Origin of the sequence: Aquisalimonas lutea (assembly GCF_030409225.1) — a bacterium.
In the GTDB taxonomy this organism is placed as follows: domain Bacteria; phylum Pseudomonadota; class Gammaproteobacteria; order Nitrococcales; family Aquisalimonadaceae; genus Aquisalimonas; species Aquisalimonas lutea.
Map to the genome: position 1 here is coordinate 430,635 of NZ_JAUFPK010000005.1, position 22,832 is coordinate 453,466.

Genomic DNA, 22,832 nt, shown 5'->3' on the forward strand with positions numbered 1-22,832 from the left:
CCCGAGAAGGAACAACGAACGATGCAGAACAGGACTGTTGTCGCGCTCATCGCCCATGATGCCCGCAAGGACGATCTCATCGCGTTCTGCCGGCGGGAGCACGGCGCGCTCGCCCGCTGGAGCCTGATCGCCACCGGTACCACGGGGGCGCGCATCGCCAGCGCCACCGGCTTGCCCGTTCACTGCTATCTGTCGGGTCCGCTCGGCGGTGATGCGCAGATCGCCGCGCGGGTGGCGGAGGGCGACGTTGCCGCCGTCATCTTCCTGGTGGACCCCATGAGTCCGCATCCGCACGAGCCGGACATCCAGGGGCTGCAGCGGGTGTGCAACGTGCACAACATCCCGCTGGCCACCAACCTCGCCACCGCGGAGCTGTTCGCGCGGGTTGCCGCGTGACGCGGGCGTAACGGCGAACGAGGGGCATTGGATACGCGAGGCGCTCCGGCATGAGCAAGCCCGCCGCCGCGGTAGCGGCCGTCGGCATGATGCTGCTTGTAGGCACATCGACGGCGTGGGGCATCCAGCGCATCGGCCTGGCCGTGGAGGCCGTGTCTCATCCGCTGGTTACCGTCGACGACGTCAGCGTCGAGCTCGACCTCGGGCCGTCCGGCGGCGGCGCGTCCGGCCGGCTGCGTGCGGGCAGCATCCGTGTCGGCGACCGGCGCGCCGGACCGCTGACCGTTCATTGCGGCGCCCTGAGGGTGACCCGGGGCCGGGTGCGCTGCGACCGGGCCGCCGCGCACCTTGCCGGCGAGCACGGGCCGCCGCTGGAGCTTCAGGGCACAATCACGGTCGATCCGGGGGATCGCCTGCTGCATGCGCAGCTGCGCATCGACGGGGCCGGGCCTCCGGGAACCCTGCGCCTGCAGGGCACGGCCGATGGCGGGACGCTGGAGGTGTCGCTGCCGGCGATCCCGCTGGAGCTGCTGGGGCGTCTCGAGGCCCTGGCCGGATGGTCGCTGCAGGGCCGCGCCTCCGTGGACGCCAGCATCACCGCGGATGCGGCCGGCACCATCGACGGCACGGTGGCGCTGGCGCTGGAAGAGGCCACCGTGGCCAGCGGCGACGGCCGCATGGCCACCGAGGGCCTGGAGGCCACGGGCCTGCTGCGGCTGCGGGGTGATGCCGCGGAGCTGCGCGGAATGCTCAGCCTGCATGCCTCGGCGGGGCTCGCGTACGCCGACCCCGTTCTCCTGGACACGGGGGCGCATCCGGTCGATCTGGTGGCGACTGTGCTGCACCGGGGAGGCAGTACGTGGCTGGAGAAGCTGCATCTGCAGCAGCCGGGGCTGCTGCAGGCACGGGGCCAGGCGCGCCTGAACTGGCAGCGGGCGCAGCCCCTGCAGAGCGCCCGCCTGCAGGTCGACGAGTTGGCATTGCCCGCCGGCTACGATACCTATCTGCAGCCCTTCCTCATCGGCACGGTGCTGGACCGTGTCTCGGTACGCGGCGGCATCGCCGGTGAGCTGTCGGTGCGGGACGGCCGCGCCGACTGGTTCCGTCTTCGGGCCGACGGCGTCGATCTGGACGACCGGCGCGGGCGCTTCGCCGTGGCGGGACTGAGCGGCAGCCTGCACTGGACCCGCGACAGCAGCGCGCCGCCGTCGCGGCTTCGGTGGCAGGAGGGCAGCATCTACCGGGTGGCCATCGGCGCATCGGAGCTCGATTTCGAGCTCACCGGCGACAGCCTGCGGCTGCGGCAGCCCCTGGGCGTGCCCGTGGCCGACGGCCGCCTGCGGCTGGATCACCTGGAGGCAACCGGCCTGGGCACGGAGGCGTTCCGGGCGACACTGGAGGGCCGCCTCGAGCCCGTCAGCCTGGAGGCACTGAGCCGGGCCCTGGAATGGCCCGTTCTCCCGGGCACGTTGTCGGGTCGCATTCCCCGGGTCACCTACCGGGAGGGCAGGCTGGACCTGGACGGCGTCCTGGAGGCCGAGGTGTTCGGCGGCCGGGTGACCGTCCCGCGGCTGCGGGTCAACAACCCCATGGGACGCGTCCCCCAGCTGCAGACGGACATCCGGCTGCGCGGCCTGGACCTGGAGCAGATCACGGGCACCTATGCCTTCGGCCGCATCACCGGGCGGCTGGACGGCGACGTGACCGGCCTGGAGCTGATCGACTGGGAACCGGTGGCGTTCGACGCGCGCTTCTACACCCCGGAGGACGCCCCCGGATCGCGGCGCATCAGCCAGCGCGCCATCGAGAACATTGCCGACCTCGGCGGTGACGCCGGAACGGCGCTGATCTCCGGGACCTTCCTGCGCCTGTTCGAGAACTTCCGCTACCGGCGGCTGGGCATTCGCTGCAGGCTGCGGGACGATCAATGCCGGATGAGCGGGGTGCACCCGGCCGAGTCCGGCGGCTACTACCTGGTGCAGGGCACCGGCGTGCCGCGGGTCGACGTCATCGGCTACACGCGGGAGGTGGATTGGCCCACCCTGCTGCAGCAGCTGCAGGCGGTAACCGGCCTTTCCGCAACCCGGGCCGCACCGTAGTGATTCCCGCGCGTCACTTCCGTTTCCAGTTGCCGGCGTCGTCCTGGTAGTACCAGCCCGAAGGCGCCCGCGCGATCCAGCGGTCGGCGAAGGTGGCGCGGATGTCCTCCTCCCATTCGGGATGATTGTTCGCCACGGCTATCTGGCGATACAGCGCCAGCCGGTCATCGTTCTCGTCGGCGACGAGCTGGCGTACCCGGTTGCGCTCCTGCAGCGGTATGGCGTTCTGATCGCGTATGGCGATGCGGCCGTCGTTGGTCAGCCCGACGGCGCCGCTGTCGTAGTAGGGCCGCAGGCGCTCGTGGCGCTCCTCCATGGCGGCGGTCAGCCGGCGGATGGCGGGCGAGGAAATGTCGAGGTCCGGCGATGCCGCGGCCGCCGGCGTAATCAGCCGATCGAGCACCGCCACGAGCACGGGCCTGTCCGCCCGGCTATTGCGGCTCTGGGGCTCGTCGGGTTCTTCTTCCGGCTCCGGCGGCGGCTGCTGCCGCCAGACGTCGTCGATGATGCGGTCCGCCGCCCGCTCCGCGGCGACGGCCGGGAAGTAGACATTGATGGTGACGCAGGCGGCCAGGGTCAAGACCAGTACGGCAAGCAGTGCCCCGAGCAGGCGATGGGTAGCGGAATCAGGCACCGGAACGATCTCCCTATTCAGCGACGGTCTCCGCCGCTTACTCTACACCCGCTTGCCGCATTTCTCATCCCGCAGCCCCGTGCCGCCTCCCGTGAGCAACCTGTCATTCCGAGTGGCTGCGCGCGCTCACGGTACGGCACGTGATTCGTGGGACGCGACACGCGCCGGGACTGTCGTCATTTCGTTCGTGGAACTCGTCGGCATGCCGGTGCGTACATATCGCAAATCACGTGATGAGCGGTCGTGCCACGGCCTTTTCCGCGAAGACGGTCCCGGGACGGATCAACCGATACGGTAGGCAAGCAGCAAGGAGATAGCCATGCAAGGTTTGAAGGTAGTAGCCGCTGGTGTGGTTCTTGGTACGGCCATGACCATGGGTACGGTTGCCATGGCCGCGGACGAAGACACCCGCGAACACGGAAGCAAGAGCTACATCTCGAGCATGCCGCAGAGCGCCGTCCACGCCAGCGACCTGATAGGCACGTCGGTAAGGAGTCGTGGCAGCGACGGCGAGGAAATCGGTTCCGTCACCGATCTCGTGCTCGACCGGCACGGGCAGGTGACCGCGGTGGTGGTCGGAGTCGGCGGCTTCCTCGGGGTTGGCGAGAAGGAGGTCGCCATTTCCTGGGATCGCACGGAGCTCGCCTCGGGCGCTGACGGCGGCGAGCGGGTTGTCCGTATCGATGCCGATCAGAGCAGCCTGGAGGAAGCCCCGGAATACCAGAGCGGTGAAGATTCCGGCATGAGCGAATAGCGGCGCCGCGGAGTGGCGTCGTTCGTGACGAGAAGGAACTCGGGCAGCAGGGGTGCGGAGCGCCCCTGCTGTTTACATTGTGTCGTCACCAGGAGAGAAACGCCATGAGCGAGCAGAACGGCCGGCGTGACACATCGGAGCAGTTCGCCCGGCATGCCCACGAAGCGGTGGATCGCGTCGCCGACGAGGCAGGACGCGCCGAGGAGAGAGTCCGTCAGGCGGGCGCCGGGGCAGACGAGAAAGTCCGGGAAAAGGCCGAGCACGGCAAGGAGCAGGCAGACCGCCTGCTGGCCGCCGTGGGTACGTATGTTCGGGATAATCCCATGACGGCCGTCGGGCTGGCATTCGCCGCCGGCGCTTTCTACGCCTCTCTCAGGCGTCGGTGACGGATAGCGGAGTGGAGGAGAGAGTGGCCACCACTCCCGCGGACGACATGGCGGGAGCAGCCGTCACGACCGTCGCGGTGATGCGGGATGTCGGCAGCCTGGCGGGCCTGGAGGCACGTCTGGTCGCCCGCACGCTTCTTGTGATCGTCGCGCTCACGGTCGTTCTCGCGCTAGCCCTCGCGGGCGTGTGGATATCACTGGCCTTTGCCCTGGGCGTCTTCGTCGCGGAAACCGCTGCCCTGGGCAGCGTCGCCGGGGCGCTTGCCGTTGCCGGAGTGCATGTCCTGCTGGCCTGCGCCGTGGGGGTCGGGATTCGTCGTTTGCGGCGGCGCCTCTACTTTCCGGAGACGCAGGCAGCGATCCGTTCCCTTCTGGCGACAGAGGAGCCCGATCACCGGAAGGAGACGGCGGAATAGGCGTGCCGCGCCCGCAGAATCCATTCCTGGCGCAGGATGCTGGATCGATCCGCCTCGGTGTCACCGGGCGTTTCCATGTGTGAATCGTGTTTCGGTGTCTCGGTATGGCAACAGATGTCGTGTCGGGAAATCCCTGCGGCGCAATGACTGTTCACCGGGCCGGCCGGTCATTCGGCCGGCCCGTTCCGTCGCTGAAAGCGGCGCGGAGACTGCTTCGCACGGGCCAGAGCACCCGCGAATCGGGGCAACGCCGCCGGCAGATTGGCAGATTTCTTGCAATGAGCCTATTCAGGGAATGCATCGATGCAACGGAATGAGAATGACTGCCCATGTTTCAGTTTGTCGGCGGAATGGATAAACCGAGCATATGGCTCAATACAGTGGTAACAACCAGAAGGCGTGGCCGGCCGTTGCTGAACGAATTGAAGTCGAGAGTCTCGCGACGGAGCGTTCAGCTGCGCGTTCGGCCGAGGACTCCGGGGCGGCCAGCCCGTCGGAGTCCGCCGCTGAGACCGACGGCGACCGGAAGCGGGTGGAATTTTCCGACGAGCGCTCCCCAACCGTGGGGTTATCCCGGATGAACGAGCTACGCGCGCGTCTGCCAGAGGAAATCCCGCACTTGCGGCGTTACGCCAGGGCGCTTGCCGGGAATCCCGATGAGGCGGACGACCTGGTCCAGGAGTGCCTTGAGAGAGCCCTGACGCGCGCGTCCCAGTGGAATCCGGACAAGGCGGCGCGGCCGTGGCTGTTTGGTATCCTGCATAACAACTTTGTCTCGTCTGTCAGGAAGCGACGTCGGCAGAACGAGCTCCAGCGCCGGTATCCGGCGGAGGAAACGATCCATATCAATTACGAGCAGCACTGCGATCTCGACATGGTTCACGACGCTGTGCAGAAGCTTCCATCCGATCAGCGTGATGCCATTATTCTCGTAGCCGTGTCGGGGTTGTCCTACGAGGAAGCGTCAGAGACGCTGGCCGTTCCCGTGGGCACCATCCGGTCACGCCTGTCGCGTGCCCGGGAAGGGCTGCGCTCGCTCATGTCGTCTGCAACGGCGGGTGCCGAGGCTGCCGGGAGAAGCCATGACCGAGAAGAGTGATCGGTTGCCATCCGAGGTTCTCAGCGACTACGTCGCCGGGGAGCTGGACGAGGCAACGCGCCGGAAGGTGGAGGCGCGCGTCCGGGAAAACCCCGACGACAGGGAACGCTTGCGCGACTATCAGGGTCAGTCCGAGACGTTGCGCCGGGCCTACGCTTCGGTGCTGGACGAGCCCGTGCCCGACCGGCTCATGGAGGTACTGGAGCGTTCCGGCCCGGGAAACGGCGATGACACCGACGACCACAGGGCTCCGGTCCGGCCGATGGCAGGGCGCCGGCGGCCGCGATGGCGAGGCATGCTCAGCGGCGCCATGGCGGCCGGGCTGGCCCTGGCCGTGGGCGGTGTAGCCGGCTGGGTTGTCCGGGGCTACATGATCGAGCAGGAAGCCCAGATGGTCGCCCGGGAGATGTTCCTCCAGGAGGCGATCAAGTCGTATTCGCTCTACGCCACGAACGATGCTTCGTGGCAGAACGCCGGGCTGGAGAGCGACCGGGAGAAGTTCGGTGAATGGTTCCGGAGCGACCAGGAATTCGAGATCCCGGTTCCGGATCTGTCCGATGACGGCTACAGCTTCGTCGGGGGGCGCCCCCTGCCGGACTCCAACGGGCTGGCAGGGCAAATGCTGTACCGGAACGAGGATGGCAACACCATCGTCCTCTACTTCCAGTACATGGAAGGCGGTGGCCGCGGTGACCGGTTGATGACCCGCCTTCCCACCGAGGGCGGCGGCAGCATCTTCGAGTACAACGACGAGCTCTCGGCCTATTACTGGACGTCCGACTCCGGCAGGGCCAGTTACGCCGTGCTCGGGTCCCTGGGCCAGGATGCCTTGGCCTCGCTCGGCCAGCGGGTGCTGGATCAGTTCAACTGACGCACGCCGGTCCGGCGGTGCCGGCCCCCGCCGTAGCCGTCGGGCCGACGGCGTAGCCTCAGCGGCCCGGAGGTCGGGCGAAATCCAGCGAATTCGGGTTACAGGACACTATGCCCTTCGCTCGTTCCCTTGGCACGTGCACCGATTTGGATGTACCGGGGGTTTCTCCCGGTACATCGCCTGATCGGCGGCGTGCAGGAGTCCCTGCACCGAGTCGGCGTCTTCCGGGACGTGGCCGATGCCGGTGAACGTGGTTGGCATCATCTGGCACGAGAAGGTGTCGGGCGTTGCTCCGTCCGCGTCATCATTGATGAGCAGGCGTACGATCTCGCCGGTTTCAATGATCCCGCCCAGGTACTCCTGAAGGTGGCTGCCGATGGTGGCAGGCAGGTCGTGCTGCCGCCAGGTTGCCCGCGGGAGCTCCGTAAGGCACCGGCCCTGGAGCGCACCCGACGGGGATGCGAGTACGCACACGCCCTGATCATCACATACGTAGAACTGTGTCCAGTGCCTGGCGGCCAGCTGCGAGTCGTTACCGGTATCCGGTTGCGGCATTCGTGACATCTCCCTGATCCATTCCGCCGGCCTGGTGACTCTGCCCGGGCATCCGGTGTCCCGGTACCCGGGCACGCGCCATCGCCGCGTCCCTGGAAGCCGGGACACCGGATTGCGACGGCGCCGACGGTGGTTCCGCGTGGCGGAGACGGTTTCGGTCCCCGTTGCTCTGGGTAGATACGTTATCGACTCGGCGAGAGTTCCATGGGCTTGCGTGCGTGACGAGCGAGCAACGTATGCTCCAATGGAGCCGTGCACGCATCCACTTGCCGTCCATGAACCAAGGAGACGATTGATGAATCTTGCCGCCATGCTCGCCCGGCGGGCGGACGAAGGTCGCCCGCTGCGGGTCGGCGTCATCGGCGCCGGAAAGTTCGCGGCCATGTACCTGGCGCAGGCGGCGCGAACGCCGGGCATCCATGTGCTCGGGGTAGCGGACCTGTCCGTGGACCGCGCCCGCGATACCCTCGGCCGGATCGGATGGCACGAGGGACGGTACCGTGCCCGGTCATTCGACGAGGCGCGGCGCACCGGGGCCACCTGCGTGACCGAGGATGCCTTGGCGCTGCTGGCCGCGGACGGGCTGGACGTGGTGGTGGAGGCGACCGGCAATCCGGCCGCCGGCATCCGGCACGCCCTGGCGGCGTTCGAGCAGGGACGCCACGTGGTCATGGTGAACGTCGAGGGCGATGCCCTGGCCGGGCCGCTGCTGGCGCAGCGCGCCCGGGAGGCGGGCGTGGTCTACTCGCTGGCCTACGGTGACCAGCCGGCGCTGATCGCGGAGCTGGTGGACTGGGCCCGGGCCGCCGGGCTGCCGGTGGTGGCGGCCGGCAAGGGGACCAAGTACCTGCCGGCATACCACTACTCCACGCCGGAAACCGTCTGGGACCACTACGGCCTGTCCGCCGAGGATGCGGCGGCCGGCGGCATGAACCCGCAGATGTTCAATTCCTTCCTGGACGGGACCAAGTCGGCCATCGAGATGGCGGCGGTGGCCAATGCCACCGGGCTCGAGGCGCCGGCCGGCGGGCTGGGGTTCCCGCCCTGCGGTGCCGACGACCTGCCGACGGTGCTGCGGCCGGCCGCCGACGGTGGTTCCCTGGCGCACGCGGGCATGGTGGAAGTCGTCTCCAGTCTGGAGCGCGACGGCTCCCCCGTGGCCCGGGATCTGCGCTGGGGCGTGTATGCCGTGTTCGGCGCCCCGGACGACTACGTGGCCCGCTGCTTCCGCGAGTACGGGCTGCGCACCGATGCCAGCGGGCGCTACGCGGCCATGTACAAGCCCTACCACCTGATCGGCCTGGAGCTGGGGATCTCCGTGGCGTCTGCGGGGTTGCGCCGGGAAGCCACCGGCTGCCCGAGCGGGTGGATGGCGGATGTGGTGGCGGTGGCCAAGCGGGATCTCGCGGAAGGCGAGTACCTGGACGGCGAGGGCGGTGCCACCGTCTGGGGGCGTCTGGCACCGGCGACGCAAGCGGCCGCCTCCGATGCGCTGCCCGTGGGCCTGGCCCACGGCGTACGCCTGCGTCGAGCCGTCGCTGCGGACCGCCCCGTGCGCTGGGCGGACGTGGACATCGACGAGACCGACGCCACGGTGGCGTTCCGGCGGGCCATGGAAGCCGCGTTCAAAAGGGCCTAGTCGCTGTCCTCGGCGGAGGTCTCGCGGTGCTCGGCGAGCTCGTTCTCCGCCTCGCGGAGATGCCGCCGCGTTTGCTGCAGCAGCGACTCGACCCGGGTGACCGCGCCGGTGAGCTGCTCCAGGCTGCGGGTGCGCCGCTGCAGGCGCTCGCGCAGGGAATCCAGCCGCCGGTTCAGCTCTTCCTCCTGTTCCTGCAGCGATGCCAGCCGCTGCCGCTGGTCCTGCAGCCGCTCGGCAGCCGCGTCGCGCTCCTGGCGTGTCTGCTCCAGCTCCCGGGTCGCGCTCCGGAGGGATTCTTCCCGGTCGGCAAGGCGCTGATCGAGCTCGTCCAGCTGTTCCTGCTTTGCCTGCAGCTCTTGCTCGACGGCGTCCACGGCGGTCCGGGTCTCCTCCAGCTCTTCCGTGGCTCGCTGCAGGGCCTGCTCGCGACGGGCCAGGCGCTCTTCCCGCTCCGCCAGCCGCGCCTCGACGGCCTCCAGGCGGTCGGAGGACTCCGCAATGGCGGTTTTCAGCTCGTCGAGCTCTTGCCGGCTCTGCCGGTAATCCGCGACCTGCGCCTGAAGCTCCTGGGTGCGGGATTCCAGGGAGGCCACGCGGTCGGCGAGCCGGTCGCGCTCGTCGCCCAGCCCCTGCAGGCGGGAGGCGAGCTCCTCGTTCTCCGCTGTCAGCTCGCTGTTGTCCTGCTGCAGGGTCTCGACCTGCTCCTCCAGCGACGCGATCTCGGCCTCGAGGCGCTGGCGCTCATCGGCCCATTGCTGTTGCTCCTGCTCGCGTTCGGTGTACAGATACGCGCACCCGGAGATGCCCCCGAGGGCAACAAGCGCAAGGAGCACGATAATGATGGTCCACGCACGGGATCCGTGGGGTGAGCTTCCGGCCGCCATGGCACCCTCCAGCCCTTCTTCTCTTTGGTTCTTCCCGAACCCAGTGTAGCTGCAAGGCGACAGGATTTGATACACACGGGCCGAATGGGCGCTGTGCGCGCCATCCGGCCCGGACCGGTTCCGCCGGCCGCCGCGGCGTTACTGCGGCTGCTTGACCGTGCGCAGGTAGGGCTTGAGGGTCTTGAAGCCCTCGGGGTACTTCTTGTGCGCTTCCTCGTCGCTGACCGACGGCGGAATGATCACGTCCTCGCCGTTCTTCCAGTCCACCGGCGTCGCCACCGTGTGCTCGGCGGTGAGCTGGATGGAGTCCAGCAGCCGCAGGACCTCGTTGAAGTTCCGGCCCGAGGTCATCGGGTAGGTGAAGGTGGCCTTGACCTTCTTGTCCGGCCCGATGATGAACACCGCCCGCACCGTGGCATTGTCCGCCGGCGTACGGCCCTCGTAGGTGGCGTTCAGGTCGCTGGGCAGCATGTCGTAGAGCTTGGCGACCTCCAGCTGCGTGTCCCCGATCATCGGGTAGTTCGGCGCCGCGCCCTGGGTTTCCTCGATGTCCTTGGACCACTCGGCGTGGTTCTCCACCGGGTCCACCGACAGGCCGATGATCTTAGTGTTGCGCTTGTCGAACTCCGGCTTGAGCTTGGCCATGGAGCCCAGCTCCGTGGTGCACACCGGCGTAAAGTCCTTGGGATGGGAAAACAGGATGCACCAGCTGTCGCCGATCCACTCATGGAACCGGATGGTGCCCTGGGTGGTTTCCGCGGTGAAGTCCGGAGCGATATCCCCGATTCTCAGGCTCATGTTGGGCTACTCCTTACGTGGCTGGTCACAAGATGATATTACTTTGAAGCCTCTGGCACCTGACTCCAAATACTGTTTTGTCATGATGTTATGGACTCAGGTTGTTATTCCGGCGCTCCCTCGCGGCGCGGCCGGCATCGCGCGGTACGCCGAACGTCCGTGCCGAGACGCGACGCTATCGCTACGGTCCCGCCGGTGGATATGATAGGGTCCGAGCGTCGCGGCGCCGGCCGGGACCCCGGCGGCCTGCGGTACCCGGCTCGTTCCGCTCGGCGCCTTCCGCGCATCGGAACGGGACGATGCGTCCGCCGGCGTGAACTCCTGTGTCCCGGGGTGGTCCATGGGGCGCGTCCGGACTTTCTGTACTACGACGGCCATGGCGACCACTGGTCTACGGCGATTTCCGATGAAGGCTTCTCAGTCCCGCACCCGTCGCAACCCGCTGCTCGCCCGCCTGAGGAATCGTCAGCGGGAACTGACCCGGCACGGCAACGACTGGCTGCGGCGTTACCCGCGGGTGCACCGGGTGCTGGACGCCACGGGCTGCCTCAAGGGCGGTGCGGAGTTCATGGCCCGCGGGGTCGCTGTGGGGTTGTTCGTGGGCCTGACGCCGACGGTCGGGTTCCAGACGCTGCTCATGATCATCGGGTGCATGATCGCCCGGGGCAATTTCCTCGCCGCCTTCGTCGTCTCCTGGGTGAGCAACCCGTTCACCGTGGGGCCGCTGTACTGGGGTTTCCATGTCCTGGGAGAGGCCCTGCTCCGGGCGCTCCCCTTGGGCGTGGATTCCTCGCCCGCATGGTTCATGCAGGGGCCGGGCGAGCCCATGGTGTTCATCATAACCGGCAGTCTGCTGGTGGCCGTGCCGGTGGCCGCGGCCGGCTACCTCGTGTCCCTGCGCATCTCGGCGGCCATCGCCGCCCGCCGGCGGCAGCGGGGGCGGCGGTCGATGGTGCCGTGAGGGCAGCCGCTGCGGTCAGCCCGGGTCCTCGGCACTGCTTCCCTGCATGATGTGAAGGCCCTGGCTCAGCAGCGACACCCGGGCCTCCGCGCCGGGCTCCAGGGCGTTGCGCCTTGCCGCATGGGTCGAGACGGTGAGCCGGATGCTGGCATCGACGTCGTGGCAGCGGAAGGTCACGGATGTCTGGGCGCCGAGGACCACGCACTCCGTGACCACCCCGGCCACGGGGTTCTCGCGCTCGCCCCGGGAAGGGCGCCCGCGCCGGTGCAGTAGGATGTCGGAATCCGGGATGTACCACTGCACCGGGGTGCCCGCGGGCAGCCCGGTGGGCGCCGCGAGCTCCAGCCGCAGTGATCCCCACTGCAGGCGCTCGTGCGCGCCCTCGTGGACGACGGTGCCGGTGAAGACGTTGTGTCGCCCGAGAAGCCGCGCCACCCGCGGCGAGGCCGGGCGGCGGAAGACCACGTCCGGGGCGTCCGTCTGCAGGCTGCAGCCTTCGTGGATAACGCAGATCCGGTCGCCCAGGGCGCGGGCCTCCTGGAGATCGTGGGTGACCAGGATCACGGGGATGTCGATGTCCTGGCGCAGCAGCGCGAGCTCCCGCTGGAGGCGCTCGCGGGTCATCATGTCCACCGCCGAGAAGGGCTCGTCCAGGAGCAGTACCCGGGGGTCGCGCGCCAGCGCCCGGGCCACGGCCACGCGTTGTTGCTGACCTCCCGAGAGCTCCCGGGGCAGGCGGTTCTCCAGCCCGTCCAGCCGCACCCGGGCGAGCAGCTCGCGCGCCCGCTGCCGTCGCTGCGCCGTGGTGCCCCGGTCCATGGCCAGGACTACGTTCTCCCGGGCGCACAGGTGCGGGAACAGGGCGTAGTCCTGGAACACCATGCCCACGCGCCGGTTCTGCGGCCTGCGATGGATGCGCCGGGCGCTGTCCAGCCAGGTCTCGCCGGCGCAGCGGACCACGCCCGCGGCGGGGCGGTGGAGCCCGGCGATGGTGCGCAGCACGGTGGTCTTGCCGCTGCCCGAGGGGCCGACCAGGACCAGGAGCTCCCCGGGGTCGACGTGGAACGTGGCCTGCAGGGGGATCGGCCCCTGGGCGTGGAGGGCGACCTGCAGCTTGGCGACGCTACCGGACATGGAGGTGCCTGCCGCGTCCCGTCAGCCCGTAGACCAGTGCGATGGCGACGAAGGAGACCACCAGGAGGAGCAGCGACATGGCGCCCGCCGCCTGGTCGTCGAAAGCCTGCACGCGATCGTAGATGGCGATGGCCACGGTGCGCGTCTCGCCGTCGATGGCGCCGCCGACCATGAGCACGACGCCGAACTCGCCGATGGTATGCACGAACGTGAGCACGAAGGCAGAGACCAGGCCCGGCCAGATCAGCGGCAGCTCGATGCGCACGAACGTGGCCCATCCCGACAGCCCGGAGCACCAGGCCGCCTCGCGGATGTGGCCGGGGATGGTCTCGAAGGCCCGCTGCACCGGCTGGATGGCGAAGGGCAGGTTGAAGACCACCGAGGCCAGGACGATGCCGGGGAAGGAGAAGCTGAGGCTCTCCCCCGTGAGCGCGTGCCAGACCTGCCCCACCGGTGCGTCACGGCTGAAGCTCACCAGCAGGTAGTAGCCGAGGACGGTGGGCGGCAGGACCAGGGGCAGGGCGATCAGCGCCTCGACGAAACCCCGTCCGCGGAAACGGTGGGCGGCCAGCCAGCGGCCGACCACGATGCCCAGCGGCAGCAGCAGCGCCGTGGTCCATGCGGCGAGCTCCAGCGACAGGCGGAAGGCCGTCCAGTCCACCGGTTCACCCGTTGCCTTCGGGAACGACAAAGCCGTAGTCCGCGAGGATGTCGCGGGCGGTGTCCGTTTGCATGAACTCGTAAAAGGCCGCGGCCGTCTCGCCGGCGCCGCGCATGAGGACCATGCGCTGGCGCAGCGGCTCGTGCCGCTCCTCCGGGATGAGCGCGAAGCTGCTGCGCTCGGCGATCGTCGGCGCTCGGGCAAGGGAATAGGCGACGATGCCGCCGTCGGTGGCCTCGGACAGGGCAAACCGGGTGGCCTGGGAGACGTTCTCGCCCAGGATCAGGTACGGCTGGATCGCCTCCCACAGGCCGGCGGCTTCCAGCGCCTGCCGGGCCGCCCGCCCGTAGGGGGCGTGCTCCGGGTCGGCAATGGCGAAACGACGCAGCTGATTGCTTTCCAGGCGCTCGCGCAGATGCGCCAGGGAGCCGTCGACGACGCCGGCCGGGTCGTCGCCCCGGGCGATGACGCCGATACGGCCGCGGGCATAGAGAGCCCCGTCATCGACGGTGTGGCCGGCCTCGTGCAGGGCCAGGACATAGGACTCGTCGGCCGAGAGGTACATCTGGAACGGCGCGCCCTGGGCGATCTGGCGGCGGAAGTTGCCGCTGGAGCCGAAATTCAGGCGCACGCGCCGGCCGGTGCGCTCCGTGAACACTTCGGCGGCTTCCTCGAGCGCGAACTGCAGATCCGATGCTGCAGCAATGATGGGAACGTCGGTCGTCGCCCCCGCCGGTGCTGCACAAAATACCAGTGCCAGGGCCACGATTCGCAGCCAGCGGGCCGCCGGCATCCGTGTCCGCACGTCGTGCGTGTGGCGCCCCTTGCGTTGTGCTGTGCAACGTAACTCGTTTTGGTCTTTCCGGTTCACTAGGCTACTCTCTGCAAGTGACGGCCTCGGTCCCGCCCACCCGTGCTGCGGGTGGGGGCGAAGCGGAAACGGCCAGGAAGCCCGCCATGGTTTCACGGATGCTTGCCCGCCAACGCCTCTGCCCCGGTCGGGTGCCTGTTGTCCGAGGGCGCGCGAGACTCGAAGCACAAGAAGTGCCGCGGAAGCTCCGATCGAGCGGCTCGTGGCAACACCAGAAGAGCAAGAGGAGAACCATCCATGCATGACGATCAGCATGACACCAAGAAGCCGGTTGACAATACCACGTCCGTGAGCGGCCACGACGATGCCGCAGCGGGCACCGATACCGGCCGTCGCGGTTTCCTCAAGAAAGCAGCCCTGGGCACCGCCGGTAGCGCCGCGGTCATGGGCATGCCGTTCATCGGCAACGCGCAGGCACAGGAGGGTGTGCGGATCCGGATGCAGAGTTCCTGGCAGCCGGGGACCGTGGGTTATCAGACGTTCGAGAACTGGGCGCAGCGCGTGCAGGAGCTCACCAGCGGCGAGGTTCGCGTGGAGCCGTTCCCGGCCGGGTCCGTGGTCGGCGACTTCGACCTGGTCGACGGTGTCCGTTCCGGCGTCATCGAGGGCCAGAACATGTTCACCGTGTACTGGGCCGGCCGCATGCCCGCGGGCGTGTTCTTCAGCTCCTATCCCATGGCGCTGTCCATGCCCCACCACTGGGACATCATGTACGGCGCCTACGGCGGCTTCGGCTTCATCAAGGACCTTTACCGCCGCTTCGACCTGGAGTTCCTGGGGCATGTCCACCACGACATGAACCTGATCCACTCCAAGGAGCCGCTGCGCAGCTTCGACGATTTCAAGGACAAGAAGATCCGCTTCCCCGGCGGCATCGTCGCCGAGACGTTCGCGCAGATGGGCGTGCGGACCACGCTGCTGCCGGGTTCCGAGGTGTACCCCGCGCTGGAGCGCGGGACCATCGACGCGGCGGACTTCGTCGGCGCGGCGGTGAACTACGACCTGGGCTTCCACCAGGTGGCGGACTACATCATCATGGGCCCGACATCCACGCCGTGCCTGCACCAGCCCGTCGACCTGATGGATATCGCCGTCCAGCGCCGTGCCTGGGATCGGCTGTCCGACCAGACCAAGGATCTCATGCATGAGCTGGTCGCCGCCTACTCCCGCGAGCACTATGCCGCCATCCAGGAGGCGAACAAGGAGGCCTGGCCGAAGTACGAGGAGGCCGGCGTGGAGATCATCCATCTCAGCGAGGAGGATGCCGCGCGCTTCCGCGAGGTCGCCATTCCGAAGTGGTTCGAATGGGCCAACAAGGACGAGGACGCGGCCAAGCTGTTCCGCATCCACCTGCAGACCATGCAGGACCCGGCGGTGGCCGTTATCTCGGAGGAAGACATCCAGGGGTATGAGCTTAACGCCTGATTCTCCTTCGATATTCTAGTCACAAGGCGGCCTGCGGGCCGCCTTGCTCATTCCGGGACTGCATCGTGCCAGGGATGGCCTCGTTGCAGTCGTTGCGTTTTTAGGAAACGCTGAACCATTCGCGCGCGCCTCTGGCCGAGCAGCGCGGGCGCAGACAAGGCGCGTTGCGCAGCGCTGTACTGGCCGGTACAGTCAAGCAACGCAACGCCGGCTGCGCTCGCGCTGCTCGGCCCCGCAGGGCGCCCCACAGCGGCGTTGTGGTCTACGTTGGCCTTCTTGTAAAGGGCGACGGCCATTCACGGCGAATGCCGCCTTGCCACAACGCCGCTGTGGGGCGCAGAGGCACGCGGGAATTGTTCAGCGTTTCCTTAAGGGGGGTGAATGGACTTCGAAATCAACTGGGTACTGCCGCACTGGCTGTACTGGGGCGTGCTCATCTTCCTGCCGCTCGTGGTCATGGCGCTGGTGGAATGGAGCTTCCGGCGAGGGGGCGAGGTCACCGGCGGCGCCGAGACACCTCCGGCCGGCGGGCCGCCCGGCAATCTCTTCACCGCGGTCGTGGACCGGATCTCCGGATTCACGGGCCGGTTCGTCGCCTACTGGGCCCTGATTGCGCCGTTCGTCTACTCCTGGGAGGTGTTCGCGCGCTACGTGCTGAACTCGCCCACGAACTGGGCGCACGAGTCCATGTTCCTGATGTTCGGCATGCAGTACGTGATCTCCGGTGCGTACTGCCTGCGCGAGGACGGTCACGTGCGCGTGGACGTGATCTACAACCGGTTCAGCGAGGTGGTCCGGGCCGGGATCAATCTCCTCACGTCCACCGTGTTCTTCATCTTCACCCTGGCCCTGACCGCGACGGCATGGAACTTCTTCGCCCGGTCGGTGCCCAGCGAATCGACCTTCTTCGGCACCGGCTATCGCCTGGAAGTCTCCTTCACCGAATGGGCCATTCCCTACGCGCCCATGAAGGGGGCCATGTTCCTGGGCGGGCTGCTGCTGATCATCCAGGGACTCGCTGCCCTGGTCCGCGACATCCAGTCGTTCCGCTCCGGGTTGCGCAGCGGCGAGGGGAGTCCGCGGGCGGGCTGGACCCTGGTCGCGATCTCCGCGGTCATCGCGGTCATCGCCGGCTGGGAGATCGTGAACATTTTCGTCTACTATCCGCAGGAGGCGACGCTGACGCTGGAGAGTACGCTGCGGGGCGTGAGCCTCGGCTGGCTGACGCTGATCATGTTCGGCAGCCTGCTGGTAGCGCTCATGGCCGGGCTGCCGCTGGCGTTCGTCACCGGCGGGCTCGCCGTGGTGTTCCTCTACATCATGGGCGACCAGGCGTCGATCCACATCATCCCGTCGCGGATCTTCCCGCAGATGACCAACTACCAGCTCTCCGCCATTCCGCTGTTCATCTTCATGGCCGCGGTGCTGGAGAAGGCGGGGCTCATCGAGGAGCTGTTCGACGTTGCCTACAAGTGGATGGGCGGCCTCAAGGGCGGCCTGGGCATCGCCACGGTGGCGGCATCCACCCTGCTCGCCGCCATGGTGGGCGTGATCGGCGCCGCAGTGGTGACCATGGGGCTCATCGCCCTGCCGGCCATGCTGCAGCGGAACTATCACCCGACCATCGCCGTGGGCTCGGTGATGGCCGGCGGGACCCTCGGCATCCTGATCCCGCCGTCCATCCTGGCGATCATCTACGGCGTCGTGGCCCAGCAGTCCGTGGGCGAGCTCTACATCGGCGCCGTGGTGCCGGGGCTTCTGCTCGCGGGACTGTATGCCCTGTTCATCTGGCTGTTCGCCGTGGCGCGACCCGGGACGGCACCGGCGCTTCCCCCCGAGGATCGGGTGAACTGGATCGAGAAGTTCCGGCTGCTGCGCAACATGGTCGCGCCCATCGCCCTGGTGGTGGCCGTGCTCGGGGCGATCTTCACCGGCATCGCCACGCCGGTGGAAGCGGCCGGCTTCGGTACCCTGGGGGCGCTGGTGGTCGCCGCCCTGCACGGCCGGCTCACCTGGCCGAACATGCACGCGGCGAGCATGACCACGCTCAAGGCCACCTCCATGGTCATGTGGATCATCTTCGGCGCCAGCATCTTCGTCGGCTTCTACATCCGGCAGGGCGGGCAGGACTTCGTCATCCAGCTCATCCAGGCGTCGGGTCTGGGACCGTACGGCATCCTGCTGATCATGATGATCGTCCTGATCGCGCTGGGCATGTTCCTGGACTGGGTCGGCATCCTGCTGCTGGCGGTGCCGATCTTCGTGCCGATCATCGAGGCCCTGGAGTTCAACGGGGTGTTCGGCTTGCCGGGAGTGAATCCCGGGGATATCGCCCTGTGGTTCGGCGTGGTCTATCTCGTGAACATGCAGATGTCGTTCCTCAGTCCACCCTTCGGGTACGCGCTGTTCTACATCCGGGGCGTGGCGCCGCCGTCCATCACCATGGGCATGATCTTCAAGGCAGCCCTGCCGTTCCTGGCCCTCCAGGCCCTGGGGCTGTTCCTGGTGATCATCTTCCCGGATCTCGTCACCTGGCTGCCGAACCAGGTCTACGGCGGCAACTGACGCCAGTAAGGCAAGAGGCCGGGCGGGGTCTTTCCCTCGCCCGGCTTTTTTTTGCCCGGCTCCCTTCCGGTACGCTGCCCCGCGCCCGACCATTCGCCGTTTGGTCGCGGTGTATCGCCTTTTTCCCCGCTCCGGGGTCTCGTATAATCGCACTCTCCCGAGGCGGATGAGGTTCCCGAGGTTGGACGCTGATACCGGCTTACCGGGTACAGGCCCCGACCGCCCGCCCACGAACCCTGCCAGGCGATGATCTCCTCGGCCTGACAGGTGCCGCGGCGAGTGCGGGCCGTCGGGCTGTTACGAACCTTTCATCACGAATGAACCGTGGATGCCTATCCTGTTGGGAATCCGGCGTCCGCCCGCGGGTCAGCGTGTCCTTATCCGGCCGGCGACGACTGACGCCCGGGGAGGGCATCCGCGTCGCGTGAATCACAAGGGGAGTGTCCATGGACAAGAGCGAAGTCCGCGAAGAGGTCCTGTCCCTGTTCCGGGGCGAGCACTGGGATGCCCTGGACGGCCTTCTCGAGGAGATGGCCGTCCAGGACATCGCCGAGACCATGACCGAGCTGGAGACCGGCGAGGCGAAGTCGTTCCTGCTGCGCCTGCCGCGGGATCGCCAGCCGCCGGTGTTCGCCTATCTCTCGCCGACGCTCCAGGAAGAGCTGCTGACGGCGCTGGACGAGGAGGACGCCCGCTTCATCCTCTACCACATGCTGCCGGACGATCGTACGGCGCTGCTGGAGCGGCAGGATCCCGAAGAGCTGCAGAATCTGCTCAAGCTCCTTTCGCCCGAGAACGTCAAGGAAGCCCTGCGGCTGCTGGGCTTCCCGGAGGAGAGCGCCGGGCGCATCATGACGCCCAAGTTCCTCACCGTGCGCGTGGGCTGGACGGTGGAGCAGGCCCTCAATCACCTGCGCTCGCGCAGCGAGGCCGGTGAGACCCTGAACGTGGTTTTCGTCACGGACGTGCGCGGGGCCCTCCTGGGCCGGGTGCGCCTGCGCGACTTCGTCCTCTGCCGCCCGGATCGCCGCATCGAGGAGGTCATGAAGGACGACCCGGTCAAGATCCTGGTCTCCGAGGACCGGGAGGAAGCGGCGCGGCTGATGAAGCACTACGACCTGGAGGTTCTGCCCGTGGTGGACGCCACGGGCGTGCTGCTGGGCATCGTGACCGTCGACGACGTCATCGACGTGGTCGAGGAGGAGGCCACCGAGGACTTCCACAAGATGGCCAGCGTCAACACGCTGAATCTCAGCCTCAAGGAGGCCCGGCCGTCGCTGCTGTACCGCAAGCGCATCGGCTGGCTGGTGCTGCTGGTGTTCATGAACGCCTTCGGCAGCGTGGCCATCGCCTATTTCGAGGAGACCATCGAGGCGGTGGTGGCGCTGGTGTTCCTCCTGCCCCTGATCGTTGCCTCCGGCGGCAACGCCGGCTCCCAGTCCGCCACCCTGATGGTGCGTGCGCTGGCCACCGGGGACGTGCAGATGAAGGACTGGCTGCGCCTGTGGGGCAAGGAGCTGGGCGTGGCCGCCGCCCTCGGGCTGACCATGGCGGCCGCGGTGTCGCTGGTCGGGGTCTGGCGGGGCGGCACGGAGCTGGCCGTGATCGTGTCCTCGGCCATGGTGTGCGTGGTCATCACGGGCAGCATGATCGGCATGCTGCTGCCCTTCGTGCTCACGCGTTTCAAGCTCGATCCGGCTACTGCCAGCGCGCCGCTGGTGACCTCTATCGCCGACTTTTTCGGGATCGTTATCTACTTTTCCATCGCCACGGCGCTGCTCAATCTCCCCGGTTGGGGGTAGTCACGTAAGTTACTGAATAAAAAGGTGAAAACAAGGCCTTACCGTCCGTCGGACGGGCCATGAACTTGAGGAATACATCACGCTCGCTGACCGACCGCCTGGGTACACTGCGCGCATCGTCACGGTAAAACGCGGGGCCCACGGGCAACGGATGCCGCGTAGGGCGCGCAATGGCGGGAGGCGCAATGGCTGCCACGGTCGTGTACAAGCCTTTGGATGCAATCGTACCGGGCGAGAGTCTCGCCCGGGATCTGTTCGACGAACAGGGAAACGTTCTTCTGCACGCGGGCGCCCCCCTGGACGGACGGCTGTGCTCCCGACTTCGTGTCTGCGGCATCGATACCGTGCCGGTCCAGGGTGACGGTGCAACCGCCGGCGAGCGAACTCGCCGGGCGGCCGTCGAGCGCTCGCTGGATCACCTGTTCCGGCACTGGCGCTGCTCCCCGGGGATGAACCACCTGCGCGCGCTCCTGGCCGGTCATCGTCGGGAGGATTCCCGCTAGTGCCTCCCTACGATCGCCTGGATACCGAACGGGCCCTGCAGCATCTGCCCGGCCTGCCCGCCGCGGGTGCGTCCGCTCTCCACGTTCTGGCGCAGGACGACGACCGCGAGCGCCTGTATGACGTGGTCTCGCAGGACCGCGGGCTCAGTGCTCGGCTGCTCCGGGTTCTCGACTCGCCGTTCTTCGCCGCCGCATCCCGGGCGGACACGGTGCGCAGTGCCTGCCTGCAGGTGGCGCCGAAGACCCTGGAACGCGGCATCATCGCATCCACCGTGCTCGGGCTGTTCCCCGGGGGCAGCGGCAACGGCCTGGATCGCTACGGGTTCTGGGAGCATTCGGTGGGTGTGGGCGTGATCAGCCGGACGCTGGCGGGGGCCGTCGAGGGCAACGGCGAGCTGGCGTTCACCGGCGGGCTCCTCCATGATCTCGGCCGGCTGATCCTGGATGTCTACTTTCCGCGGGAGTTCCATGCCGTTCTGCGCTACCAGCAGCGCCACGACACGTGGATCCGGGACGCCGAGCTTGCCGTCGTCGGCTTCGATCATTGCCGGCTCGGCGCCCGGGTTGCCGAGCGCTGGGGGCTGCCGGATGACCTGGTGGAAGTCATCCGTTGCCACCACCAGCCGGAAGGGGCGGGGGTTCGTCACGGTGCCACGCTCATCGTCCACGTTGCCGACGTTCTGGCGCGGGGCCTGGAGTTCGGCAATCCCGGCGATGACACCATCCCCCTGCTGTCCCAGGTCGCCATGAAACGCCTGGGACTGAACTGGGAGGATCTGCGCTTCAGCCTCCAGGAAGTCGAGGACCTGCTCCCGGCCGCCCGCTCGCTGGTGCACGCGACCATCGGCGCCGAGGCCACGGTATCGGCGTAAGGTTTTACGCCTTCAAGAAACGCATCGAAAGGTCGATGGCGCGGACGTGCTTGGTGATGGCGCCGACGGAGATGAAATCCACGCCCGTGGCGGCAATGGCTGCCAGGCCCTGTTCCTCGACGTTCCCCGAGGCCTCCAGGCGGGCCTGTGCGCCGGCGATCCGGCGTGCGGCCCGGAGATCGTCCAGGGAGAAGTTGTCCAGGAGAATGCTGTCCGCGCCCGCCGTCAGCGCCTCGTCCAGCTCGTCGAGATTCTCCACCTCCACCTGGATCGCGATGCCCGGGTGAATACGGCGGCACTCGCCGACGGCGGCGGCAATGGAGCCGGCGGCCAGGATGTGGTTCTCCTTGATGAGAACGGCATCGAACAGCCCGTGCCGGTGATTGGCGCAGCCGCCGCAGGCGACGGCATATTTCTGCGCGGCCCGCAGCCCCGGAAGGGTCTTGCGGGTATCCAGGATCCGCGTTCCGGTGCCGGCCACCGCGTCCGCGTAGCTGCGGGCCGTGGTCGCCGTCCCCGACAGCAGCTGCAGGAAGTTCAGGGCGGTGCGCTCGCCGGTGACCAGGCTGCGGGCCGGTCCCTGCACCGAGCACAGCACGGTGTCCGGGGCCACCCGGTCGCCGTCGCGGACGGACCATTGCACCGTCACCGATGGGTCCAGCTCGGCGTAGACGGCGTCGAACCAGGGCTGCCCGCAGATCACGGCCGTCTCCCGGCTGATGACCGTCGCCTCCCCGCGGCGCTCGGCGGGGATGAGCGCCGCCGTGAGGTCACCGCCCGCCACGTCCTCTTCGAGAGCGCGCCGGGCGTCGCTGCGGATGGTCGCGTCACTCGCCGTCATCGCGCGGGGCCTGCTGCTGCGGGCGGCCTTTCCCTTCCCTTTGCTCCTGTGCGCTGTAGAGATAGCCGCCGGCCTTGTCCAGGTTGCTACGGAGATCGTCCTTCAGCGTGCGCTCCCAGAACGGGGCGCCGGTGAAGTAGCCCGCGCGGGCGATCATGTGGGCGGCCACGGGCCCGGTGAGCACCACGAAGGCGAGAATCGCGAGGGCCCGTACCATCACCTCGGACTCGTTGAAGAACACTCCCCCGGCGATGGCCACGAGACCGCCGCCGAGGATGCCCGCCTTGGTGGTGGCGTGCATGCGCAGCATGAGATCGGGCATGCGCACGGCGCCCAGGGCGCCGATGACGACGAAGGCCCCGCCGATCAGGAGGATTACCGCTGCGATGGATTCATTCATCGGTATGGCCTCCGCGCTCCAGGAAGCGTGCGAAGCCCACGGTGGCCATGAACCCGGTGAGCGCCAGGACCAGGGCCACGTCCATGAACGGCGCGCGCCCGACCTGGATGGCGTAGGTGATAATGAACGACACGGCGATCAGCGAAATGAGTTCCAGTGCCACCACCCGGTCGGCCAGGCTGGGGCCGAGGATCAGCCGTACCACGGTCAGCGCCAGCGCCAGGGTCAGCAGCATGAGGGTGATGATTGTTGCCCACTCGATCACG

At 68.0% G+C, this 22,832-nt stretch carries 24 protein-coding genes; 14 read left to right on the plus strand and 10 right to left on the minus strand.

Going from position 1 to position 22,832, the window contains the following annotated elements:
• The first annotated feature begins 21 nt into the window (after nucleotides 1-21).
• Both QWY84_RS16265 and QWY84_RS16270 read left to right on the plus strand, forming a co-directional pair.
• Nucleotides 22-396 (plus strand): methylglyoxal synthase, encoded by a 375-nt coding sequence (locus QWY84_RS16265; RefSeq protein ID WP_290203950.1) that lies wholly within the window; start codon nucleotides 22-24, stop codon nucleotides 394-396.
• Between the two features lie 50 nt (nucleotides 397-446).
• Nucleotides 447-2,495, plus strand: a complete 2,049-nt coding sequence (locus QWY84_RS16270; RefSeq protein WP_290203951.1) for an intermembrane phospholipid transport YdbH family protein — start codon at nucleotides 447-449, stop codon at nucleotides 2,493-2,495.
• 13 nt (nucleotides 2,496-2,508) lie between these two features.
• Here the strand turns inward: QWY84_RS16270 and QWY84_RS16275 are convergent, their stop codons facing one another.
• Complete coding sequence (locus QWY84_RS16275) at nucleotides 2,509-3,129, minus strand: YdbL family probable chaperone protein (RefSeq protein ID WP_290203952.1); 621 nt, start codon at nucleotides 3,127-3,129, stop codon at nucleotides 2,509-2,511.
• A gap of 319 nt (nucleotides 3,130-3,448) precedes the next feature.
• Here QWY84_RS16275 and QWY84_RS16280 point away from each other — a divergent pair, with 319 nt between their 5' ends.
• The 5 genes from QWY84_RS16280 (at nucleotide 3,449) to QWY84_RS16300 (ending at nucleotide 6,655) form a co-directional block, all read left to right on the plus strand.
• Complete coding sequence (locus QWY84_RS16280; protein WP_290203953.1) at nucleotides 3,449-3,883, plus strand: PRC-barrel domain-containing protein; 435 nt, start codon at nucleotides 3,449-3,451, stop codon at nucleotides 3,881-3,883.
• A gap of 104 nt (nucleotides 3,884-3,987) precedes the next feature.
• Nucleotides 3,988-4,269, plus strand: coding sequence for a hypothetical protein (locus QWY84_RS16285; RefSeq protein ID WP_290203954.1), 282 nt, complete (start codon nucleotides 3,988-3,990; stop codon nucleotides 4,267-4,269).
• 23 nt (nucleotides 4,270-4,292) lie between these two features.
• Nucleotides 4,293-4,685, plus strand: coding sequence for a hypothetical protein (locus tag QWY84_RS16290; protein ID WP_290203955.1), 393 nt, complete (start codon nucleotides 4,293-4,295; stop codon nucleotides 4,683-4,685).
• Nucleotides 4,686-5,052: 367 nt separating this feature from the next.
• Nucleotides 5,053-5,784: an RNA polymerase sigma factor gene (locus tag QWY84_RS16295; RefSeq protein ID WP_290203956.1), complete on the plus strand. Its 732-nt coding sequence runs from the start codon at nucleotides 5,053-5,055 to the stop codon at nucleotides 5,782-5,784.
• Nucleotides 5,768-6,655: an anti-sigma factor family protein gene (locus tag QWY84_RS16300; protein ID WP_290203957.1), complete on the plus strand. Its 888-nt coding sequence runs from the start codon at nucleotides 5,768-5,770 to the stop codon at nucleotides 6,653-6,655. The genes QWY84_RS16295 and QWY84_RS16300 overlap by 17 nt, the downstream gene beginning before the upstream one ends.
• Before the next feature lie 108 nt (nucleotides 6,656-6,763).
• On the opposite strand, the gene QWY84_RS16305 is transcribed toward QWY84_RS16300, so the two are convergent.
• Nucleotides 6,764-7,210 (minus strand): nucleotidyl cyclase domain-containing protein, encoded by a 447-nt coding sequence (locus tag QWY84_RS16305; protein WP_290203958.1) that lies wholly within the window; start codon nucleotides 7,208-7,210, stop codon nucleotides 6,764-6,766.
• 295 nt (nucleotides 7,211-7,505) lie between these two features.
• Here QWY84_RS16305 and QWY84_RS16310 point away from each other — a divergent pair, with 295 nt between their 5' ends.
• The gene (locus QWY84_RS16310; RefSeq protein WP_290203959.1) at nucleotides 7,506-8,849 is read left to right on the plus strand and encodes an NAD(P)H-dependent oxidoreductase; all 1,344 of its coding nucleotides are present in this window, start codon (nucleotides 7,506-7,508) and stop codon (nucleotides 8,847-8,849) included.
• Here the strand turns inward: QWY84_RS16310 and QWY84_RS16315 are convergent.
• Both QWY84_RS16315 and QWY84_RS16320 read right to left on the minus strand, forming a co-directional pair.
• Entirely contained in the window at nucleotides 8,846-9,733 is an 888-nt protein-coding gene (locus QWY84_RS16315; protein ID WP_290203960.1) for a coiled-coil domain-containing protein, read from the minus strand. The genes QWY84_RS16310 and QWY84_RS16315 overlap by 4 nt on opposite strands.
• Before the next feature lie 138 nt (nucleotides 9,734-9,871).
• A complete protein-coding gene (locus QWY84_RS16320) occupies nucleotides 9,872-10,531 on the minus strand; it encodes a peroxiredoxin (protein ID WP_290203961.1) in 660 nt (219 codons plus the stop codon).
• A gap of 406 nt (nucleotides 10,532-10,937) precedes the next feature.
• On the opposite strand from QWY84_RS16320, the gene QWY84_RS16325 reads away from it, so the two are divergent.
• Nucleotides 10,938-11,492 carry a DUF2062 domain-containing protein gene (locus QWY84_RS16325; protein ID WP_290203962.1) on the plus strand — a complete coding sequence of 185 codons (555 nt, stop codon included), beginning with the start codon at nucleotides 10,938-10,940 and terminating at the stop codon, nucleotides 11,490-11,492.
• Nucleotides 11,493-11,507: 15 nt separating this feature from the next.
• On the opposite strand, the gene QWY84_RS16330 is transcribed toward QWY84_RS16325, so the two are convergent.
• Genes QWY84_RS16330 through modA form a run of 3 tightly spaced genes read right to left on the minus strand, consistent with a single transcriptional unit; the run spans nucleotide 11,508 to nucleotide 14,080 of the window.
• The gene (locus QWY84_RS16330; RefSeq protein ID WP_290203963.1) at nucleotides 11,508-12,626 is read right to left on the minus strand and encodes an ABC transporter ATP-binding protein; all 1,119 of its coding nucleotides are present in this window, start codon (nucleotides 12,624-12,626) and stop codon (nucleotides 11,508-11,510) included.
• Nucleotides 12,616-13,287: a molybdate ABC transporter permease subunit gene (gene modB, locus QWY84_RS16335; protein ID WP_290203964.1), complete on the minus strand. Its 672-nt coding sequence runs from the start codon at nucleotides 13,285-13,287 to the stop codon at nucleotides 12,616-12,618. Before modB ends, QWY84_RS16330 begins: the two co-directional genes overlap by 11 nt.
• A 4-nt stretch (nucleotides 13,288-13,291) precedes the next feature.
• Nucleotides 13,292-14,080, minus strand: coding sequence for a molybdate ABC transporter substrate-binding protein (gene modA / locus QWY84_RS16340; RefSeq protein WP_290203965.1), 789 nt, complete (start codon nucleotides 14,078-14,080; stop codon nucleotides 13,292-13,294).
• A 315-nt stretch (nucleotides 14,081-14,395) separates the two neighbouring features.
• On the opposite strand from modA, the gene dctP reads away from it, so the two are divergent.
• The 5 genes from dctP to QWY84_RS16365 all read left to right on the plus strand — a co-directional run bounded on the left by dctP (nucleotide 14,396) and on the right by QWY84_RS16365 (nucleotide 21,325).
• Nucleotides 14,396-15,583, plus strand: a complete 1,188-nt coding sequence (gene dctP / locus QWY84_RS16345; protein ID WP_290203966.1) for a TRAP transporter substrate-binding protein DctP — start codon at nucleotides 14,396-14,398, stop codon at nucleotides 15,581-15,583.
• A 381-nt stretch (nucleotides 15,584-15,964) separates the two neighbouring features.
• Nucleotides 15,965-18,148, plus strand: a complete 2,184-nt coding sequence (locus QWY84_RS16350; protein ID WP_290203967.1) for a TRAP transporter large permease subunit — start codon at nucleotides 15,965-15,967, stop codon at nucleotides 18,146-18,148.
• A 446-nt stretch (nucleotides 18,149-18,594) separates the two neighbouring features.
• A complete protein-coding gene (mgtE, locus tag QWY84_RS16355) occupies nucleotides 18,595-19,950 on the plus strand; it encodes a magnesium transporter (RefSeq protein ID WP_290203968.1) in 1,356 nt (451 codons plus the stop codon).
• A gap of 185 nt (nucleotides 19,951-20,135) precedes the next feature.
• The gene (locus QWY84_RS16360) at nucleotides 20,136-20,453 is read left to right on the plus strand and encodes a hypothetical protein (RefSeq protein WP_290203969.1); all 318 of its coding nucleotides are present in this window, start codon (nucleotides 20,136-20,138) and stop codon (nucleotides 20,451-20,453) included.
• Nucleotides 20,453-21,325 carry an HDOD domain-containing protein gene (locus tag QWY84_RS16365; protein WP_290203970.1) on the plus strand — a complete coding sequence of 291 codons (873 nt, stop codon included), beginning with the start codon at nucleotides 20,453-20,455 and terminating at the stop codon, nucleotides 21,323-21,325. Before QWY84_RS16360 ends, QWY84_RS16365 begins: the two co-directional genes overlap by 1 nt.
• A gap of 4 nt (nucleotides 21,326-21,329) precedes the next feature.
• Here the strand turns inward: QWY84_RS16365 and nadC are convergent, their stop codons facing one another.
• From nadC to QWY84_RS16380, 3 genes are read right to left on the minus strand one after another with little or no spacing between them, the layout of a single operon-like run.
• Complete coding sequence (gene nadC, locus QWY84_RS16370; RefSeq protein WP_290203971.1) at nucleotides 21,330-22,166, minus strand: carboxylating nicotinate-nucleotide diphosphorylase; 837 nt, start codon at nucleotides 22,164-22,166, stop codon at nucleotides 21,330-21,332.
• Nucleotides 22,153-22,566 (minus strand): monovalent cation/H(+) antiporter subunit G, encoded by a 414-nt coding sequence (mnhG, locus tag QWY84_RS16375; RefSeq protein WP_290203972.1) that lies wholly within the window; start codon nucleotides 22,564-22,566, stop codon nucleotides 22,153-22,155. The genes nadC and mnhG overlap by 14 nt, the downstream gene beginning before the upstream one ends.
• Complete coding sequence (locus tag QWY84_RS16380) at nucleotides 22,559-22,831, minus strand: MrpF/PhaF family protein (protein WP_435372995.1); 273 nt, start codon at nucleotides 22,829-22,831, stop codon at nucleotides 22,559-22,561. The genes mnhG and QWY84_RS16380 overlap by 8 nt, the downstream gene beginning before the upstream one ends.
• Nucleotide 22,832 lies beyond the last annotated feature (1 nt).

Excerpts from the sequence above, each read along its gene's own strand:
- QWY84_RS16265 (WP_290203950.1), top strand. The coding sequence starts at position 22 with ATGCAGAACAGGACTGTTGTCGCGCTCATCGCCCATGATGCCCGCAAG.
- QWY84_RS16270 (WP_290203951.1), top strand. The coding sequence starts at position 447 with ATGAGCAAGCCCGCCGCCGCGGTAGCGGCCGTCGGCATGATGCTGCTT.
- QWY84_RS16280 (WP_290203953.1), top strand. The coding sequence starts at position 3,449 with ATGCAAGGTTTGAAGGTAGTAGCCGCTGGTGTGGTTCTTGGTACGGCC.
- QWY84_RS16285 (WP_290203954.1), top strand. The coding sequence starts at position 3,988 with ATGAGCGAGCAGAACGGCCGGCGTGACACATCGGAGCAGTTCGCCCGG.
- QWY84_RS16295 (WP_290203956.1), top strand. The coding sequence starts at position 5,053 with ATGGCTCAATACAGTGGTAACAACCAGAAGGCGTGGCCGGCCGTTGCT.
- QWY84_RS16300 (WP_290203957.1), top strand. The coding sequence starts at position 5,768 with ATGACCGAGAAGAGTGATCGGTTGCCATCCGAGGTTCTCAGCGACTAC.
- QWY84_RS16305 (WP_290203958.1), bottom strand. The coding sequence starts at position 7,210 with ATGCCGCAACCGGATACCGGTAACGACTCGCAGCTGGCCGCCAGGCAC.
- QWY84_RS16310 (WP_290203959.1), top strand. The coding sequence starts at position 7,506 with ATGAATCTTGCCGCCATGCTCGCCCGGCGGGCGGACGAAGGTCGCCCG.
- QWY84_RS16315 (WP_290203960.1), bottom strand. The coding sequence starts at position 9,733 with ATGGCGGCCGGAAGCTCACCCCACGGATCCCGTGCGTGGACCATCATT.
- QWY84_RS16320 (WP_290203961.1), bottom strand. The coding sequence starts at position 10,531 with ATGAGCCTGAGAATCGGGGATATCGCTCCGGACTTCACCGCGGAAACC.
- QWY84_RS16325 (WP_290203962.1), top strand. The coding sequence starts at position 10,938 with ATGAAGGCTTCTCAGTCCCGCACCCGTCGCAACCCGCTGCTCGCCCGC.
- QWY84_RS16330 (WP_290203963.1), bottom strand. The coding sequence starts at position 12,626 with ATGTCCGGTAGCGTCGCCAAGCTGCAGGTCGCCCTCCACGCCCAGGGG.
- modA (WP_290203965.1), bottom strand. The coding sequence starts at position 14,080 with ATGCCGGCGGCCCGCTGGCTGCGAATCGTGGCCCTGGCACTGGTATTT.
- dctP (WP_290203966.1), top strand. The coding sequence starts at position 14,396 with ATGCATGACGATCAGCATGACACCAAGAAGCCGGTTGACAATACCACG.
- QWY84_RS16350 (WP_290203967.1), top strand. The coding sequence starts at position 15,965 with ATGGACTTCGAAATCAACTGGGTACTGCCGCACTGGCTGTACTGGGGC.
- mgtE (WP_290203968.1), top strand. The coding sequence starts at position 18,595 with ATGGACAAGAGCGAAGTCCGCGAAGAGGTCCTGTCCCTGTTCCGGGGC.
- QWY84_RS16360 (WP_290203969.1), top strand. The coding sequence starts at position 20,136 with ATGGCTGCCACGGTCGTGTACAAGCCTTTGGATGCAATCGTACCGGGC.
- nadC (WP_290203971.1), bottom strand. The coding sequence starts at position 22,166 with ATGACGGCGAGTGACGCGACCATCCGCAGCGACGCCCGGCGCGCTCTC.
- mnhG (WP_290203972.1), bottom strand. The coding sequence starts at position 22,566 with ATGAATGAATCCATCGCAGCGGTAATCCTCCTGATCGGCGGGGCCTTC.